Consider the following 19,455-nt stretch of genomic DNA (forward strand, 5'->3'; position numbering starts at 1 on the left):
ATTATTCTTTGCTTATCTTAGCGGAAAGTCACTGCACTTCCATCTATCTTTTTACTCTCATATACGCCGCTGTCCGCCAGTTTATAGAGTTCTTCGAAGGATTGTTTCACGCCTCCTTTGTAGAACGCAGCACCGGCGCTGACACAGACTTTTCTCTCTTCGAGTTCAGGAAAATCCATTTTGGCAATCTCACTAAAAAGACGCTCCAATACGACTTTTCCGGCCTCTTCATCATTCAAATTCATAACATATGCAGCATATTCGTCACCACCCAAGCGGAAGATGATATCCTCATCCCTAAAGGTGATCTTTAAAACATCAGCGATTCCTCGAAGCACCTTATCACCGACATTATGGCCCAGTTTATCATTGAATTCTTTAAACTTGTCAATATCCAGAATGCAGAGCATTCCTGCCTTATTGTTAGCCATAGCGTCGATCACTTTACGCTCGCCGCTTCCCCTGTTTAAAATACCGGTCATTAAATCGGTGCTGGCAAGAATCTCAAGATTCTGTCGCTCTTTAGCTGAAGCCACAATGTCATCTACATTTTTGAAACCGGCAAGTAAATCGCTGTTGGGAACATTGGCATTGATGAGAATATACGTAAACTGATAATAGTGTACCTCGCCTTTATCCATAACTCGGTAACTGGACACATACTCCGAATTATCTTTTAGCTTGCTTTTAATCGTCTCAAGAGAGATGGCATTATACATCCACTCCTGATCCTCAGAATACACACGGTCCTTTACATACTGTTTATAGAGTACATCGTAGGAATATACCTTTTCTCCGGCACCTTCCATACCTTTGGTAACATAGCCGTCCAGCTTCAGGATCACCACATCACCGGTCTTGGGATTTATTTTGAAGATATTGTAGTAATCGCGGCTTAAGGTTTCCACGATATCCAACTGTTCTCTTAAATAGCGCTTATCTGCAATATGCTTACGAATGGTTTTATCAATGTCCCTGAAAGCCAGGATGAAATTATCCGTTTCACCCGGCTGTCCGGCCAGTGCAAATGCCATCTGATGATAGGACATATTTCCGTCATCAGCCAGACGCATATAATCAAGCGTAAACAGATCTCCGTCTTTGATCCTGGAAAGTACGTAGTCCATCTTCACATCACGCTGGATGCTCTCAATGTTGGTTACCACGAAACGGTCAACGTATTCCTCAATAAAGCGGTCGTAATTGTCAAATTGAAATCCGAGTGCCACAGCAGAGCGATTTGTATTCTCTCCGGTGGAGCGGTACAGATCCATGTCCATTGTTTTGGAATTGATGACCCAGATTGTATGATACTCTTTTCCAATTCCGGTAATAATACCTGTCAAGCGCTTGATACGCGCATTAAAATCCTCAACCAGACCGCGCTGATCTTCAGGATAGATCGCCGGATCGATCAATTCGTTTTCTTTTATGATTAAATCTGTTTGCATATTCCCTCCTGCGACCATAAATATGCCTGATTCTTATGTATTCTCGTCATTAACAGCCTTACCCTCATGGGCCAGCTTAAACATAGACTCAGCAAAAAACCTGCGTATCACGTCAAGGATATTTTCCTTGGGTGAGGTTTTCAGAAGATATCCATCCGGTTTGTACTCAAGAACGTGGAATACGATATCCTTATTGCTATTGCCTGTAAGGAGTATTATAGGGATTCTGGGATCAGTATAATCTGTGCGGATGATCTTCATAAGGTCAAAGCCATCCATTTTGGGCATCTCCAGATCAAGCAATAACAGGTCGGGAGTAACCGTGGAGAGCCCCGATAGCATCTCGCTTCCGCTGTTAAAGCACTGCACGTTATAAAGAGAGCTCAGCCAGTGATGGATAACTGACAGATACGCAGGATCATCATCAACTACAAAGATGGTCTTTTTTCTGTGGAAATCAGTTTCCAGCTCGGTATAAAAGACCATATCATTTACAAAAGTCCCGATATCAACCGGCCTTGGATAGGTCCTTGAGACTCTGTGTGAGCCATTTGACGCCATAGCCTTGTTGATGTCGGTAAGTTCACCTGTAAGGCACAGTATCTTGGAATCATCCTGACATATTTCTCCCAGAAGATTCATAGTTATGCTGATATTGGATGCGTCATTGGACCCGGGATTGTAGATCACAATGTCAGCTTCATTTCTGCCGGTTATGATCCTGTCGGGCTCATCAGGTATTGTAATGACATTAAACTTAGCCTCAGTAAGATTATTTACGATACCTTTTTTGACGATTCCCTCGCCGCTCTGGATATATAGAATAGAAGGGCGGTGGAAGGGGTTGTTTTCTTTAGAAATAACAGGTGATATCTGCTCAGACTCTTTTGCTTTATTGGCAAATATCTCCTCATTTTCAATAGGAGAGAGGGAATTCTTAAATTCTCTGTAGGCCTTTAGAAAGTCGCCTGTTTCTCTTTTTATGAGGCTGTAGTTTTCTTCTCTGGCAGCTGCTTCCAGCATTGCTGCGGTTTTTCCAAGTTTCTTGGCACCAACAAGTCTTGCCATGCTCTTTAAAGAGTGGACTCTTAAGGCATACATGGTCCAGTCTTCGTACTCAAGAAAGAATCCCAGCTCATCAGCTTTTTCATCCACAGAAGAGTAAAAGATATATAGGGCGTCCAGATAATCCTCATAGTCGCCACAGTTCGTAACACCTACGCCCAGATCAAGCTGTGGAATGATCTTGAGCCAAACAGGCAGCTTTTCTATTTCTTTTTTGACATCAATTTCATAATCTCCGGACCTTTCGCCGCTTACAATCTCAGCATCAGATAAGCCGGAGTCGTAAGAAGTATCTTCTTCCGTGTCAGAGGAATGCTCTTCATCCCCAAGGTACATCATGATGGCTTCGTAGAGTTCCCTTGGATCAACGGGCTTTATCAAAACATCGGCAAACCCGGCAGCTTTGTAGAGATTTACATTGCTTCGGCCTTCCTCTGTTGTGTGACAGATTATAGGAACATCTTTTCCGCGCTCTTTAAACATCTCTTTTAGCCTGACAAGAGTATCTACTCCGTCAAGCTCGGGCATGCGATGGTCTAACAGGACCAGGTCGTAGTCATTTGCCTTGCACAGATCGATACATTCTATGCCGCTTTCGGCCTGATCAGAGGTGATTCCATGTGTCGCCAGTATAGATGCCAGCACTATTCTGTTTATGCGCATATCATCGACGATAAGCACGCGGGATTTATTGTTTTCCATAAAAAGATTATAACATGGATACAACGTAGCACGTCTATTTAATTGCTTCTATTTAAGCATAACAAAAGTCCAGTTATTTGCCGCCTTTCTGGCAATTTCTTTTTAATAACAATAATTAGATATGCTTTTTATATCATCTTATTCAAAAAACCAGGACTAATTTGCTTAAAATCAATTAACCCTGGTTTTCTTACCAATAAATTTAATATCACAACAAAAAAGACTGCAATTTCATTAGTGGGATATAATACCATCTTTTGCCAAAGCTGCTATGAATCGTTTTATGCTATATGACAGGTTTGAAATTGCAGCAATAATGACAAGCCAGCCATAGAATGTATAACTAAAAGGGCTTTCGTCAAAGAAACTAACCTTGAGCGCAAAGTTACAAACAAGAATAATTAATCCTTGAACCAATATTGGAATTAATCCGGTTATAGTAGATATCTTAACAGAAGGTGCTACTTTGCTAAACTCTTTGTTTCTCACCATTAGAAATGCATTTAATAGATATAGCGCTGAAATAATATAAAAAATAATAGAAAGAAAAGCTAAAAATTTAAGTCCACCAGTTGAAATCCCATATGAACCCATTTTATTAATCATCTTAAACATACCAAATGAACCATTTGAAACTGACAGCCCCAGTACACTTCCTTCTACGGTATCAAAGAGAAAACTAGCGGTTACAAGAGCATTTGAAAAAAGAATAATTATAAGAAAAAGAGATCTTTCTGTTATATTAATATTACTTAAATTGGGCGTTGCGATTTCAAGATGCAACGTACCGTTGGATTTTTGTGATTCTGCCTGTTGAAATGATATCATTCTTTTGGAAGATTCTTCAGGTCTTTCATCTTTTAGCGAACATCCGCATTTATAGCAAAATTCCGCTGTTTCTTTTACTTCTGCCCCACATTTACTACAATACATTTTTCATCCTCCTTATTAGGTAATTTAGTACTGCACATATTAATAACCCCTCCAACCAAAATGTGCATAAATACTCACTGCGTTTCTAACTTTATAATACAATATATGACCATTGATGAGAAGTATTAGTTAACGATACTGAAGAAGAACATCAAAACACTCTGCAGTATACTGGCGGCCATAGAAGCAAGAAAAACTCTCTGTTATAATGTATATATGGCAAATAAAGGAAAAAAGCGACAAAAGAATAAATCCCTGGCTGCAAAGTCCTTTTTGAAAGATGATCCGGCGTTTGATGGAATGACAAAAGAAGTTATGGCTGTTTATGATTCAATGACAGAAGAGGAGCGCGCCAGGGCAGAGCTTGATACAGCTGCGCAACAGGATCTGCAGAATACATTTACTCGCCTGGGACTTGAGGGAATTATCCTCAAAATATAAGTATATGGGCGATTTTATGAAACAGTACAGCTGGTCAGAGTTTTACATGTCTGACCTTGATGAATTTTAACTCATTCATCAAGCAGATTCGTCATGCTCTTCATGCTGAGAGCAATAGTTGATGCATTGTGAAGAAATGCAGTGGTTGTGGGAGTAAAGATTCCCAGCATTCCCATGATTATCAGGAATGAGTTAAACCCGATTATGGAATTGTAGTTCAGATTGATCCTTCGAATCAGCTTAGTGCTGAGACTTCTTAGTGTTAAAAGAGCTCCAAGATCATCTGAAGATATGGTTATATCAGCGATTTCCCTTGCAATGGACGCTCCGGTGCTGACTGCTATTCCTGCATCTGCTTCGGAAAGAGCAGGGGAGTCATTGATTCCATCGCCGATCATAATGACTTTTCTGCCGGCTTCATGTTCTTTCCTTATGAAGTTTGCCTTATCTTCCGGAAGAACTTCAGAGAAATATCTTGTTACGCCTGCCTTTTCTGCAACAGATCTGGCAGTTCTTTCGCTGTCTCCGGTCATCATAACAACATTTTCAAAACCGGTTTCTTTTAATCTTCTTATTACTGAAGGTGCATCATCTCTCTGCGGATCCTCAATAAGTATAACTGCAGCAAGTACTTCGCCTATAGCCATGTAAAGATGCGAATACTCAGGTGGAAGAGAATCAAAAAGCTCATCTTCACCATCCGGAACAGTACATTTCTCATCTTCAAAAATATAATGATGACTGCCAATGCACACTTTTTGATTGTCTATGGTGCTTGATATTCCATGCGCAACAATATAGGTTGCTTTGGTATGTTTCTCTTCATGGACAAGGCCTTTTTCCTCTGCAGCTTTGACAACAGCGTTGGCGATGGAATGAGGGTAGTGCTCTTCAAGACACGCTGCAAGGCGCAGCATTTCGTTCTCGTCATGGCCACCAAAAGTGACAACCCTAGCTACCTTCGGGGTAGCATGTGTCAAAGTTCCGGTTTTATCAAAAACAATCGTATCTGCTTCAGCTACGGCCTCAAGGAACTTACCGTCCTTTACGGAAATCTTGCGATTTCCTGCTTCCCTCATGGCAGAGAGTACTGAAATCGGCATTGCAAGCTTAAGCGCACAACAGAAATCAACCATTAGTATGGAAGTTGCCTTGGTGGCATTTCTTGTGATCAGCCAGGTGAGGAGAGTAGCACCGAAAGTATACGGAACAAGCTTGTCTGCAAGATGTGCAGCCTTTGCTTCCGACTCAGATTTGAGCTTCTCCGATTCCTCTATCATGGCCACGATCCTGTCATACCGTCCCTTACCCTGGGCTTTCTGTACAGTAATGACAAGCTCACCTTCATCAATAACCGTTCCGGCATATACCAGGGATCCTTCGACTTTATGTTTTTGTGAATAATTAAGGGCTCTGAGCAGAAATTGTTCAGAGCTCTTTTTGTAATTGTTTATTGTTATTTAGGAATTTCGTTGTCGTAAAAATGATATAATTAATAGTAATAAGTAACTATCTTTGCTGTAACCCGGAGGGCAGAGGTTGAAAAGAAGCCTGATAATAACAATAAATCTTCTCATAATGGGGTTCATTCTGTTCTTCATCATCAGGTATGCGAATACAAGGGCGCAAGAGAGCAATAAAAATGGCATCATCGCCTTTGAAAAGATGACCGTGACCACCAATCAGATCATCGCCAACTACCTTGAAGATGAACAACACCTTTGTGATATATGGGCCAACTATATCAATCGTTCAGCAGAAGCCGGTACCCCGATGACAGCAGAGGAAGCCATATCCTTTGTCGGGAAAACCAGGATCTTGCCTGAGGTTGTGGCTCATCTGGTCTTTCTTGACAGCCCTGAGAGGACAGGCATCTCCACAACAGCCAAAGTATCTGACCCCGATGACTATACAGTTTCCTACAAAAACATAAATATCTTTGACAATATCGACAGCGAGAGCAGCTCAGGCGAAGTTGTTCACCTTACAAGGGCCTATACAAATCCCATGAACGGTGTACAGTCCATCGCGTTCTTAAACCATGTGACTTTGCTTGATAAAGAAAGCGGAATGCAGAAGGATGGGCTGCTGATGCGAGTTGTTCCGCTCAGCCGTCTTGAACAGAAGCTTGTCTTTTTAAAAGGCGAATATGAAAATGTCGAAATAAGTATCGTAGACAAGGAAGGTAATTACGTTGTCCACGGTAAATCCTTTAAAAACAGCAATTTCTTTGAATACTTCAAGTCATATAATACGACCTCGTCAGAGGAATATGAGAATGTAATAAACGAAATAGCCGGCGGAACAGGCACTATGACCATCAAGAACTATAAGGGAGAGGACTGTGTGCTGTCTTACACGCCCCTTGAGACTATGACGACATGGTTCTTACTGGCCTATATCCCGGCAAAAGACCTTGTGGCAAGCAGGTCCATAGACTGGCTGCTCCTGGGAATAGCGTCCCTTGGATTCATAGTTCTTTTGATATTCAATTCGACTGTAATGATGACCTATAATCGCAAGCTATCAGAGGCTGCGCAGCAGGCAAATCAGGCAAATGAGGCCAAGTCCTACTTCCTGTCCACCATGTCTCATGACATCCGTACGCCTATGAATGCGATACTCGGCTTAAATGAGATGGTACTCAGGGATTCAAAAGATGACAGTATCAGAATGTATTCAGAGAGCATAAGATCTGCGGGAAGTACGCTTCTTGGCATCATCAACGATATTCTGGATTTCTCCAAGATAGAAGCGGGAAAGATGGAGATCATAAACGTAGATTACAGTGTTGCTTCACTTCTCAATGATCTTGTGAATATGGTGCAACAGAAAGCAGAAGAAAAAGGCCTTGCTTTTGACCTGGATATAGACAGGAATATTCCAACGACTCTTTGCGGCGATGAGATCAGGATAAAGCAGGTTATCACAAACATTCTCTCAAACGCCGTGAAGTATACCAAGGAAGGATCCGTTACCTTCTCGGTACATGCTCATAAGCCTGAGAATAAGCCGGATCGCGTCATGCTTAGAGTGAGCGTTGCAGATACCGGTATTGGAATAAAACCGGAAGACATTGACAAGCTTTTCGTTGCTTTTGAACGTATAGAAGAAAAGAAGAACAGGCATATCGAAGGTACAGGTCTTGGTATGGCCATCACCCAGAGATTCCTTGACATGATGGGCAGTCATCTTGAGGTTGAGAGCGAATATGGTAAGGGCTCGGTATTTTCTTTTGAACTTGAGCAGAAGGTCGTTAAATGGGATCCCATCGGCGATTTCGAGGAAGCCTTCAGACGTTCACTCAACGAGCGGGCAAATTACCGCGAGAAATTCACAGCGCCTGATGCAAGGGTACTCGTAGTTGATGATACTGCCATCAATCTCACTGTATTTGTAAATCTGCTAAAGCGCACCGAATTGCAGATAGATACGGCAGGAAGCGGCGATGAAGGAATAGCTCTTTTCACCCAAAATCACTATGATGTTATCTTCCTGGATCATATGATGCCTGAAAAAGACGGCATTGAGACCCTTAAGGAGATGAAGGGCATAGCTGACACTTCAAATAGAGAAACGCCGATAATCTGTCTTACCGCCAATGCGATATCGGGAATGCGCGAGATGTACACCAATGCCGGATTTGATGACTATCTCACCAAGCCAATTGACGCAGAGCGACTGGAAATGACGTTACTGCAATATCTTCCGAAGGACAAGGTAACAGTTGTTTCCGATAACAATACAGCGCCCGATCAGGAACTTCCGGACTTCCTAAACAGCCTTGGGGAGCTGGATTTAGACTCAGGTCTTTCATATTGTGGCGATGCCGAGGATTATATCGAAACTCTTAAGATGTACTCGGGCAGCGCCCAAAAGAAGGCCGAAGAGATTGAAAAATACTGGGCTGAGAAAGATATAAAGAACACAACCATAAAGGTTCATGCGCTTAAGAGTGCATCACGCTCAATAGGCGCGCTGGAGCTGGGCGAATTCGCCGCAAGGCTTGAAGAAGCCGGAAAAAGCGGTGATTTAGATACGCTGGATAAAGAACTTGAAGAACTACTTTCCAGATACAGGCAACTGGCGAATGACCTGGAGCCTCTAAATGAAAAGGAGGAATGATCATGAAAAAGAACTTTAGGATGGTACTTGCTTTGAGCATCGCTGTTATGCTTCTTTTACCGGGCTGTGGCAGTGGAAAGAGTGCGGATAAGGCCTTTGTCCCAAAATATGACAAAGATACCGAATTCTCCCTGACTGTTGCCGGAAGTTACGGTAACTTCGAGTCGCTGGAAGCAGAGTTTGAGCGTTTCTACGAATATTATCCCAACGCAAGCCTGCAGTATGTGACAATGGACGACTACCATAACGTAATCTCCAGTGCTCTTGTAGGCAGCGAGCCACCGGATATCTTTACGACCAACAGTGCAATGATCGGAAATGAGAAGTATGATGCCATGTTTGAAGCCTGCGAAGTTTTGTCAGATTCTTCGCTTGATATCGACTATTCCTGCATCAGGGATTCACTGATACGTACCACGGATTCCGGCGATGTTCTCATGCTCCCGATATTTACCACGTCCTACGGAATGCTCGTAAATATGGATATCTTTGAAAAAGAGGGTTTAAAGGTTCCGACAAATTATAAAGAGCTTGTGAGCGTCTGCGAGAAGCTAAGGAGCGCAGGATATGAGTCCCCCATGATGGGAGCAGACAAATTCAGCGGATCCGGTCTGTTTAACTGCTTTGCATATCCTATGTTTGCCTACAATGTAATACAGAACAGTGATAAGGTAGATGCTCTCAATAATTTTGAGCCGGGATCAGGAGAGCTGATGCGTCCGGCACTTGAGAGGCTTGATGAATTTATTAAATCTGACGCCATAGATATCGCAAAATGCCAGGAAGAGATCACAGACGAATATGATCAGGTTATCATGAGATTCTTTGAGGGCGATGTTCCAATGATGTTTGCTACAGGCGATGTAGTATCAGGAACAGCCAAGAGAGAGAGTAAGTCGGATGCTTTTACCGCCAATCCCTTTAAATACAGATTCTTTACCGTACCTGCAGGTGACGACGGCGGATATTTCATCAATTCGATCAGTATTTGCTTCTCAGTCAACAAAAACAGCGGGAATCTCGATATGGCCAATGAATTCATGCGCTTTTTGATCACCAAAAAAGAGCTTAATAACATGGCCGGATTAAAGCGACTGATCACACCAACCGATGACTTCTCATCTGACGAACGTTATTCGGCGCTGGCAGATGTACCGGATAAACGGAGCTTTAGTGACAAGGAAACAGGTCTTTTGGATCCTGCAGTAAGACAGTTCAGAGCTGCTATATATGCTATCGGAAACGGCAAAATGACAGTCGATGAAGCTATTGCTTCATACGGAAATATTCCGGAAGAATAGAGCGTTAACAACGCTCTATTTTTTTCGCCAGTTTCTTGAACTCTTGACCGCTTCTTCCTTGTCGCTGGCTCTGGCGTAGATATTGGTGGCATTGATGGATCTGTGTCCCATTCGCTGCTGGAGCACCAGGATATTCTTTTCATGCTTATAAAACTCCATTGCAAAGCTGGAGCGGAGCTTGTGGACGCTGATATCACTGCGTTTCAGAGACGCATTTACATACTTTTTGAGCATCTGCTGTATTTCACGGATGGATAGGCGCTCTCCGGCAGTAGTAGAGAAGAGGGGAGTGTCTTCCGTGAACTTTTCGCCGTGGATCTTCCTTGATTCCAGATAATCCTGAATATATTCCTTGGATTCATCGGAGAAAAAGACCTTTGACGCAACGCCGGCTTTTTTCTTGCCTTTGCGCAGTGCTAAAACATAACACTCGTTTTTTTCTTCATCAAAAGGGTCTTCGTAAATAACCACATCATTTACATCAAGGGCCTGTAATTCCGAGATTCTAAGGCCTGTATCCAGGAAAAGAAATATTATTGCAAGGTCACGTTTTTGGTATTTTTCATGAAAGGCAAGCTGTCTTTTGGTAAGTCCCGTGCCATATTTGATGCAATTAAGGAGCTGTTCCTGCTCATCGAGATTTAAGTATGTAACATACTCATTTTCAGGGATTTCCACGGATTGTGAGCCGGAAACCGGATTATAATCAAGCTTTCTCTCGGTATTTATCAGGTATTCAAAGAGCCCGGATACTGAGGATCTGCGCCTTGCTCTGGTTCTTTCCGAGAGCTTTTGATCCTCATCCATCCAGGTGAGAAAATTGTCGATATCTGTGGCTTTAATCTGCTTAATATCCGCAAGGGAAAGGTCTTTTACCTGATTCTCAGGAAAATATGGCAGGAAATTCACTGCATATTCGAGGAAAAACCTTATATCAAGCGCATAAGAAAGCCTTGTAAGTATGGCTTTACTCGATGTTCCCGAATAAAAATACTGATGGGTAAATTCAGGTAAAGAATCCGTGATTTCTCTAAGTTTCTGTGTATTTGTCTTAGCGGGTGTTCTTTCAGCCATGGCATTTGTCAGATTAACCTAAAACAGTAAAATATACATATACGAGAAAGCTCACAACCATGGGCTTTCTTTTTTTTCACATTTTACATTACTCTCCATTTAGGTTAAATTTTTAAAGCTAAAAATCGTAAAAAGCCGTACCATTTAAGCTATTTTTGTAAAAAGCCGTAATTTTAAAGATAAAAGTGTAAAAAGCCGAATATGAGTGCCAAGGATATAATTATGCCGATAATATTATCGTTATATAAACTTAATTTTATCGATAGGAGGTGCACTAAAAATGTATCGATACGAGGAACCTATTTTCAGGCTGAGAAGTTCAAGCTATGGCAGTAACTATTGGGTATTTCACAGCAGAAAACTTCGGAGAAGAGTAGCAGTATTTTCTAACCTTGAATATGAGAATATTCTTACTCTTGAGATGAATCCTGATGTGGAGTGGTACTGTGAATATCCTTTGGAAACTACTGTCTATATAGGAGGGAAGGAGTCAAAGGTTCTGTTCAATGCATGGGTAAAATATAAAGACGGAACAGAAGAATATCAAGGTGTTGCATATCTTTGCAGTTCTGATGATAGTAAGGATCATGTGAAGGTTGCCTGCCAGTCGGCGTGGTGCTTACAGAATGATGTCAATTTTGTATTCCGAAACGAAAAGAATATTGAAATAGGACCTTTCTATATCCGAAATATATCGCTTCTTGCAGCCAGGGCCAGAAGATTCACAGCTTGTGGATTAAATGCAGACAGGATCTTCCTAAGTTTTATCCAGGCAAAAAGGCATATATGTATCGGTGAACTTGAAAAGATGGGGCGCCTAGAAAAGTACAGAGCGCTGGATTATATTTCAGATCTGTACTATAGAGGATTGGTCACACTGAGCAATATGAATACAGACTGCATCTCTGCAGATACGGAGGTGATCTCCATTGGCTAATAAAAAATATAATATCGAAGAACTCCGCCAGGCAAGGAGCATGTGGACTGAACCGCTTATCAGTACTGTCCCTGAATCTAAAAGAAGTAGGTATATGCTAAATAAGCAGGCTGTAGATATGTACATAGATGGCGAATCTGTAAAAAAGATTACTGAAATGACAGGTATCCCCGGTTCGAGGATGGTATCGCTGATAGAAAGATGTCTTTCTTCAAATGATGCAGGGAATATTCTTGGATATCACGGTCTTTTAACAGGAGGTAAACCCTTTAGAGAAACGAGATCAGGACATGGCAGAGAGTTTGATCAGCTTCTGGAGAAGTATCCTCAATTGAAAGAGTTCATAATAGGGTGTTATTTTGGTGACAGGAAATATACGCTTGTCAGGAACATGAACATAACATCACTTCACAGGTTATTTCTTAAAGAATGCCGCAATCTTGGCATCACAGAGTGGCAGTACCCATTTACTACAGAAAACCGTGGATATGTCAGCATGTGTGCCTACGTCCATAAACTTGAAGCTGATAACATTTCTTTAAATGCCAGAAGATTTGATAAAAATACTGCCCAGAAGCTTGCGTCTACAGGGATTGGGCACAGGCTTACAGTCAATCCGGTGGCTCCTTTTGCTACAGTACAGATTGACGGCCACATCATAGATATCGAATATGTAATTGATGTACCCAATACAGACGGCACTGTTAGCAAGGTTGTTGCTACAAGGGCGTGGTTAATAGCCGTGATAGATATAGCAACAAGATGTATCCTTGGATATTCCCTTTCTCAGGAATTTAATTACGACCAGTATGATGTCATGGATGCTATTAAAAATGCCATCATACCGAAAACTCTGCTGGATCTGACCATCGAAGGACTTCAGTATCCATCTAATGGCGGTTTCTATTCAACCGCGTTTTCTGATTTCAAATATGCAGTCTTTGATTCAATAATGCTGGATAATGCAAAATCGCATCTTTCAGCATACACGGTAGGAAAACTTGTAGATGAGCTTGGCTGCTGCGTTAACTATGGATCTGTTGCAACTCCCGAAACAAGAGGAATTGTTGAAAGATTTTTCGGAACGCTAGAGTCCAGAGGATTCCATATGCTGCCATCAACAACCGGGTCAGATACCAAAGATCCTGTCAGAAAAAACCCTGAAAAAAATGCAATAAAATATGATGTCACATATGAACAGATGACTGAACTGATAGATGTTCTCATAGCTGAGTATAATAACACACCCCATAAAGGGGTAGATGGACTTTCACCATTAGAGTGCATGAGCTGCAAACTGTTTCAAGCAGGGCTTTACCCATATGTGGCTGACGAAGATATGATCATATCAGTCATAGAACGTCTGAACATGAGGATGGACAAACGCACTGTCAGAGGTAGGGCAGCACATGGCAAACACGCATATATTCAGTTTATGGGTACTGAGTATCGTAGCAAGATACTCTCTGCCACTGAACACTACCTTGGACAGTCACTGACCATCCTTTATGACCCCAGGGATATTTCCAGTATTGAGGCATATGATCAGGATGGCAGATATATAGACACGCTTAAGGCAAGTGGGGAATTCGGTACAAAATCACATTCCGTCAGGACGAGAAAGAATGCCCTGAAGCTTGCCAGAGAGCGTGGGAGATCAAAACTAATATTTGATACACCGATAGATGCATATATATCAAGCCTTGATGTCAAAGGAAAGAAAAGCCGGAGAAACGCTACCAGGGCAGATATAGTCAGACGTGAGATTGGCAAGGGCATAGCAGCAGAACAGCAAAGTGATAATACATTTAACCTGGAGACTGTACGTAAAAAACAGGAAACTGGGGCTGTACTAAGATATGAAGATATTAAAGGTCTTTCACCGGAAGACCTTTATACGTTGATGTTCCAAAGCAGAAAGGAGGGTTAATGCGTGTATTCTGCAAAAGAAGCTGTATCAGCTAATAATATATCAGAACAGTTCATATCACAGATGACTATCCGCTATCTTACTTCCCGTAAGCTTGTATTTCCGACTAAGAGCATCCTTGATGAAGAACGGAGAATCAATTCATGGCTCGGCATAGGAGCTTGTGGGAGTATTACTTATGGAAGAGCCAGGATAGGCAAGACGGTGTGTATGAACTATGTAGCTGAATCCATAAGAAATCAATATGGGAGCCGTGAAATGGTCATTATATGGAATGTGACTGATCACCCCGAAACTGAGAGAAACTTCTATGCCTCGATACTTATGGCTATGGGCTATGAATGTCCCAGATACAGTACCGCACTAATACTAAAAGAACGAGTTCTTAATGAGCTTATATTACGTGCTCACGAGACCCCCTTTAAGAAAGCAGTCATGTTCATTGATGAAGCCTGGAAACTAAGGGAAAAGGATTTTTACTGGCTTATGGATTTATATAACAATCTTAGCGGAAAAGATATCCAGTTATCTGTGTTCATGTACGGGACAAGGGAACTTAAGGATCTTAAGCATTCCTTTAAACTTCAGGGCAAAGATCAGATAGTTGGACGTTTCATGATCAATGAAAGCCAGTTCTTTGGTATACAGGATCCCAAAGAGCTCCAGTTCTGCATGGCTTCGGTAGATAAACTTCATGTTTGCATTACAGACTATGAAATATTATCGGATGGACTTGTGGATTTTTATTTTCCTTACGCAGATGGTAAGACCTTTTTTGATATCAGCAATGACTTCTGGGAAGCATTTCAGAGTGTAAGGATCCAAAAGAGGATTGCGGCAGAAGATATTCCCATGAAATATTTCATAGATTCACTGGTGATCTGCCTCAATAAGCATGGAAAACTGGGAAGCAGTCCAATTGCATTCCCTACGAGAAAGGAACTTGAAAGTTGTGTAGCGCTTTCGGGCTATGGTGAATCAGATGATGAATACACTAAATAAAGAGGATTTACTTTTTTCCAGAAAATACAGATGGGATAAAAAATGGGTGAGACCTTATGAATCCATATTCAGCATTCTTGCAAACTTTTGCAGGGTCAACATATGTTCAAGTAAACATGCGCTCAAAATGCTTGGAGCTGAAGCGACCAACGAGAAGAAATATATAGAAGGATTTCAGATGGATGGACATTGCAGAAACAGTTTAGAAACAATCGAGTGCCTTAATAAAATTTTGCCCCAGTGGTATATAGACAAAATGGAAATCTTTGCGCATATGGATTATAACACTGCAAGATCTTATTTTGGTACATATCATATGCGAATATGCCCCAAATGCCTGAAAGATGGATATCATAGCATAATCCATCAGTTCCATTATGTAAAGACCTGCCCTTTCCACCCGGGAACAGGGACGGATGGGAGATTTGTTTTTGAACATAATTTTTATCACGCTGAAGGAATCAGATGCAGTCCGTATGAGAAAGGGACAGGATTTAATGCTTATTTATTACCCCTTCCTTGTTGCAGGACTAATCCAAATGACTTTTATGATACAGATGTGATCAATAGATCTTTTGAAAAATATGGGAAAGTGTACACTTCAAATATAAGTTATCTTTATTCACCTATTCTTTCTAAAGAAGCAGATAAAACGCCTATAATATCGAAAATGTATGTTGATCGACGCCCGGAAACATATAATTGTTTTCAAGCGGGTTTCTTCACGTGGTTTAATCAGCAGAATGTAGTATATAACCCATTTGAGCGCATAAAGAAGTTCTTCCGTATTATGCCTGCAGAGTATGACTCTTATGATATGGTTGACTGCTTTTTATTCGCAAAATATATGTCTATCATAGGCAAGGGCATTTTCTCACTGTCAGAAAACGATGTTAACACCTTACATTACGTGGACAGTATCCGTGATTCGGATATGACACTGCTCGCAATATGCTTCACATGGATAATGCAGGGCTTCGAAGAGCCCGGTGATGCTATCAGCGCAGCCTGCCTTGGACACAACATCCGGCCTGTAATGCAAAGAAATTTACGGTCATATACTCTGGAAGATGTTACTTGTGTAGGTGGGATACGTTTTTACGAAATTGGCGAATCTGAAGCAGATAAAGTTTATCTTAAACTTTTCATCATGTCAGATATGATAGATGACCTATGGATCCAGTTCAAGAAATCAGCAACGTCTACAGGCGGAGTATATATATCTGATCCATGGAACACACTAATAATCCCGACATATCAGGTATTGTATCTGAAACATGAAGATATGTATGAAATAAGGAAATGCTAGCTGTTACTCTGTTGGAATTGACGAGGTAGGGCTAAAGTGTTATATTGTAACTAGAAAATAGTTGCAAGAGGAATTACTGTGCCAAAGAAATCAAAATTACTAGAAAAAATACTGTCCAAACCCGCACCGACAAGTTTTACAATAAGAGAACTCGACGCACTTATGAAGCAATGTGGCTGCGAAAAGTTCGAGGGCGGAAGAGGATCAGGAATAGGCTATTATCATGTTGAAACCAAGCGCATCCTTCAATTTGACGGTCCACACCCAGGCAATGAGCTGTACAGGTATCATGTAAAGATGGTCATAGCATTTCTTAAGGAAGTAGGTGAGATAGAATGATAAGTTCACTGATGGAATACAACGGATATCATGCAAAGGTAGAATTTGACCAGGAAGATCAGATTTTTATCGGTCATGTTCTCGGAATCAATGATTCTCTGAACTTTCATGGAGAATCGGTAAAAGAGCTTTCCCAGTCAATGCATGACTGTATAGATAATTACCTGGATTACTGCAAAAAGATTGGTAAAGAGCCTGAGCGTGAGTTTAAAGGCTCCTTCAATGTCCGTATTAAACCCGAACAGCACAAGAAAATTGCATTATATGCTGCCAATGAAGGAATCACAATAAACCAGTTTGTATCCAGAGCTATTGATGATGAACTGGACATCCTAGAAGGTTAGCCCAAAGACGCAATATTTTTGTTAATTCGCCGATTCGAGAACTGATAACTAAAGATGGATTTTATAATGGAAAGGCCTTGATGACAAGGCTTTTCTTTATTTGTTTCAACTATTAAAAAATAAGGGTATGAAACCTTTTCTGAGCAAATTAGATATGATGAGTTTAAAAAAGTTGTGGAGAAAATTAGGACATTATAATCTGTAGAAGTGATTCATTTCGCTGATTAGATTTCAGTTAAAACTGACTAAGACAAACTAAAGATTTAGGGGCTGAACTAAGTGATAACTATTAAAGAATCAACATATGATGATATCAAGAATATACAAAACCTGTGGGCAGATGAAGACGTCATGCAGTATATCTGGCCAGGAGGATTGCATGAGACAGGGGAAGCAGTACGAGAATGGTTAGATAGATTCATATCTGCAAGACCAAAGCAAAATCATTATTCAATTTTTGAAGATGGCAAATACTGCGGTGAGACTCAATATCGTATTGATTCGGAAACTAAAAATGCTTCTTTGGATATTAAGTTATTTGAATTTGCCAGGGGCCGAGGGATTGCAACGCAGGCGCTACTATACTCTATTCAAGAAGCTTTTAAACAAGGAGCTGAAAATCTGTGGGTTGATCCCCATCCAGCTAATGCCAAGGCAATAAATTTGTACCGTAAGTTGGGATTTATTCAGAAAGAAATGCCTGAGTATGTTATTGCTTTAGGAGAAGATCCTTCTCTTTATATTTACATGGAACTGGGTAAAAAAGAATTCAATGATAAGTTTGAAAAATCTTGCGGGGCAATAGTATACACTATAGACGGTGGAGTAATAAAATATCTTTTAGTTGAGGAAATGAGCGGATCTCACAGCTTTCCAAAAGGACATATGGAAGAAGGCGAGACTGAAATAGAAACTGCGCTTCGTGAAATAAAGGAAGAAACAAATCTGAAAGTCGAGTTAGACACTGAATTTAGAGCAAGCGAACAGTATACGCTTTCAGAAAAACCTGGAGTGACAAAGCAGGTAGTTTATTTCCTTGCTAAGTATAAAGACTCATCTCCGAGCATAACAAGACCAGACGAGGTCAAAGCTCTGAAGATTCTTAAACTTGAAGATGCTATCAATACCATAGAGTATGATAACAAAAAAGAGATGCTTAAAAAGGCTGATAGCTATCTTAAGAGTAAGGCAGAGAATACTTTTTAAATTTCAGTATATATGACAATAGAGAGGTTGATATGAATTTTCTATTTGTAGCACTTGGTGGTGCCTTGGGTGCAGTAGCGCGATATGCAATAAGTCTGATTCCTGTTAAGACTTATTTTCCGATATTAACTCTGATTACAAATATCCTCGGTGCCATACTAATTGGATTCGTTGTTGGAATTACCAGTAACCGAGAAAGTGTATCTGATAATACCATTCTTTTCTGGAAGACAGGGGTGTGTGGAGGTTTTACCACATTCTCTACATTTTCCCTTGAAGCTTTTAATTTGTTTGAGAAGAAACAATATATGAATGGCGGATTATATGTGGTACTGAGTTGTTGTTGCTGCATATTTGGAATTCTATGCGGAAAGAAACTTGCGACGATAATAAAACTTTGAATTTCAGGATAATGAAATAAGCAAATCGGGATTAGTGGAGTAGAACATGGATAAAAAAAGGGCTTTGTCTGGCGCCATAATATTTATAACCCTGATGGGAATCGTAAGTCTGTTTTCGGACATGACTCATGAAGGCGCCAGAAGCATATTGGGCGAATATCTGAACCTCGCAGGGGCATCCGCTGCAACCATCGGATTTGTGTCCGGTATAGGAGAATTGTGCGGGTATTCACTAAGGCTCATATCCGGATTTATAGCAGATAAAACGAAGAAATACTGGACATTTGTTATCACGGGCTATGTAATACAGGCTCTGGCGATTCCTGCACTGGCACTCGTACCTGAACATGGCTGGATTTGGGCCTGCGGTCTTGTAATCCTGGAGCGTATCGGAAAAGCGATAAAAAAGCCTGCCAAAAACACATTGGTAAGCTTTGCGGCAAGCGAGATCGGAACCGGAAAAGGCTTTGCCTATCAGGAGTTTCTGGATCAGCTTGGCGCGTTTCTCGGACCGGTACTGCTTTTTGTAACAGCTCTTGTAAAAGGTACAGACGACCTTTTTACAACATATAGAATCTCTTTTGCGATACTGCTTGTTCCTGCAATGATCACCATAGCTCTTGTTTTGACAGCAAAGATAAGATACCCTGATCCGGAGATCTTTGAAAAGCAGGAAGATAAACCGGCAAGCTTTGAATTCAGGAAGTCATTTGTTCTGTTCATGGCGGCCATCTGCTTTTTTGCTTTTGGCTTTGCAGACTTCACCCTGATCACACTTCATTCGGCTAATACCGGAGCATTTAATGAATCCATGCTCAGCCTGCTATATGCTGGGGCAATGGCTGTGGATGCCTTTGCTGCACTATTCTTTGGCTGGCTTTATGATAAGGTCGGG

At 41.1% G+C, this 19,455-nt stretch carries 16 protein-coding genes and 1 pseudogene; 12 read left to right on the forward strand and 5 right to left on the reverse strand.

The features are described from left to right. Positions 1-17: 17 nt before the first annotated feature. From G589_RS21410 to G589_RS0115745, 3 genes are all read right to left on the reverse strand, one after another. Positions 18-1,451, reverse strand: a complete 1,434-nt coding sequence (locus G589_RS21410) for a GGDEF domain-containing protein (RefSeq protein ID WP_026522808.1) — start codon at positions 1,449-1,451, stop codon at positions 18-20. 33 nt (positions 1,452-1,484) lie between these two features. Beyond that, positions 1,485-3,218: a response regulator gene (locus G589_RS21415; protein WP_081669091.1), complete on the reverse strand. Its 1,734-nt coding sequence runs from the start codon at positions 3,216-3,218 to the stop codon at positions 1,485-1,487. 234 nt (positions 3,219-3,452) lie between these two features. Next, positions 3,453-4,151 (reverse strand): zinc-ribbon domain-containing protein, encoded by a 699-nt coding sequence (locus G589_RS0115745; RefSeq protein ID WP_026522809.1) that lies wholly within the window; start codon positions 4,149-4,151, stop codon positions 3,453-3,455. 216 nt (positions 4,152-4,367) lie between these two features. On the opposite strand from G589_RS0115745, the gene G589_RS0115750 reads away from it, so the two are divergent. Then, positions 4,368-4,592 (forward strand): hypothetical protein, encoded by a 225-nt coding sequence (locus G589_RS0115750; RefSeq protein ID WP_026522810.1) that lies wholly within the window; start codon positions 4,368-4,370, stop codon positions 4,590-4,592. A gap of 71 nt (positions 4,593-4,663) precedes the next feature. Here G589_RS0115750 and G589_RS20310 read toward each other — a convergent pair. Next, positions 4,664-5,980, reverse strand: a pseudogene (locus tag G589_RS20310) (heavy metal translocating P-type ATPase); the annotation flags it as partial. Between the two features lie 151 nt (positions 5,981-6,131). Between G589_RS20310 and G589_RS21420 the strand changes: the two are divergent. Beyond that, positions 6,132-8,717 carry an ATP-binding protein gene (locus tag G589_RS21420; protein WP_051192471.1) on the forward strand — a complete coding sequence of 862 codons (2,586 nt, stop codon included), beginning with the start codon at positions 6,132-6,134 and terminating at the stop codon, positions 8,715-8,717. A gap of 2 nt (positions 8,718-8,719) precedes the next feature. Beyond that, positions 8,720-10,018, forward strand: a complete 1,299-nt coding sequence (locus tag G589_RS0115765) for an ABC transporter substrate-binding protein (RefSeq protein ID WP_026522811.1) — start codon at positions 8,720-8,722, stop codon at positions 10,016-10,018. 15 nt (positions 10,019-10,033) lie between these two features. Here G589_RS0115765 and G589_RS0115770 read toward each other — a convergent pair whose 3' ends face one another. Then, a complete protein-coding gene (locus G589_RS0115770) occupies positions 10,034-11,092 on the reverse strand; it encodes a tyrosine-type recombinase/integrase (RefSeq protein WP_026522812.1) in 1,059 nt (352 codons plus the stop codon). A 280-nt stretch (positions 11,093-11,372) separates the two neighbouring features. Between G589_RS0115770 and G589_RS21425 the strand changes: the two genes are divergently transcribed. The 9 genes from G589_RS21425 to G589_RS0115820 all read left to right on the forward strand — a co-directional run. After that, on the forward strand, positions 11,373-12,029 hold the full coding sequence (locus G589_RS21425) for a hypothetical protein (protein ID WP_022766337.1): 657 nt from the start codon (positions 11,373-11,375) through the stop codon (positions 12,027-12,029). Beyond that, positions 12,022-13,959: a Mu transposase C-terminal domain-containing protein gene (locus tag G589_RS0115780; RefSeq protein ID WP_026522813.1), complete on the forward strand. Its 1,938-nt coding sequence runs from the start codon at positions 12,022-12,024 to the stop codon at positions 13,957-13,959. Before G589_RS21425 ends, G589_RS0115780 begins: the two co-directional genes overlap by 8 nt. Before the next feature lie 3 nt (positions 13,960-13,962). Continuing rightward, positions 13,963-14,961, forward strand: coding sequence for an ATP-binding protein (locus tag G589_RS0115785; protein ID WP_022766335.1), 999 nt, complete (start codon positions 13,963-13,965; stop codon positions 14,959-14,961). Further along, entirely contained in the window at positions 14,942-16,270 is a 1,329-nt protein-coding gene (locus G589_RS0115790; protein ID WP_022766334.1) for a hypothetical protein, read from the forward strand. The genes G589_RS0115785 and G589_RS0115790 overlap by 20 nt, the downstream gene beginning before the upstream one ends. Before the next feature lie 78 nt (positions 16,271-16,348). Next, on the forward strand, positions 16,349-16,609 hold the full coding sequence (locus G589_RS0115795) for a type II toxin-antitoxin system HicA family toxin (RefSeq protein ID WP_013282470.1): 261 nt from the start codon (positions 16,349-16,351) through the stop codon (positions 16,607-16,609). Continuing rightward, positions 16,606-16,953, forward strand: a complete 348-nt coding sequence (locus G589_RS0115800; RefSeq protein ID WP_022766333.1) for a type II toxin-antitoxin system HicB family antitoxin — start codon at positions 16,606-16,608, stop codon at positions 16,951-16,953. The genes G589_RS0115795 and G589_RS0115800 overlap by 4 nt, the downstream gene beginning before the upstream one ends. A gap of 279 nt (positions 16,954-17,232) precedes the next feature. Further along, positions 17,233-18,159, forward strand: a complete 927-nt coding sequence (locus tag G589_RS21430; RefSeq protein WP_013282472.1) for a GNAT family N-acetyltransferase — start codon at positions 17,233-17,235, stop codon at positions 18,157-18,159. 32 nt (positions 18,160-18,191) lie between these two features. After that, positions 18,192-18,560, forward strand: a complete 369-nt coding sequence (gene crcB / locus G589_RS0115815) for a fluoride efflux transporter CrcB (RefSeq protein ID WP_013282473.1) — start codon at positions 18,192-18,194, stop codon at positions 18,558-18,560. Positions 18,561-18,606: 46 nt separating this feature from the next. Beyond that, a partial coding sequence (locus G589_RS0115820) for an MFS transporter (RefSeq protein WP_035776349.1) occupies positions 18,607-19,455 on the forward strand: 849 nt, incomplete at its 3' end.

The organism is Butyrivibrio sp. VCB2001 (genome assembly GCF_000423965.1).
Taxonomy (GTDB): Bacteria; Bacillota; Clostridia; order Lachnospirales; family Lachnospiraceae; genus Butyrivibrio.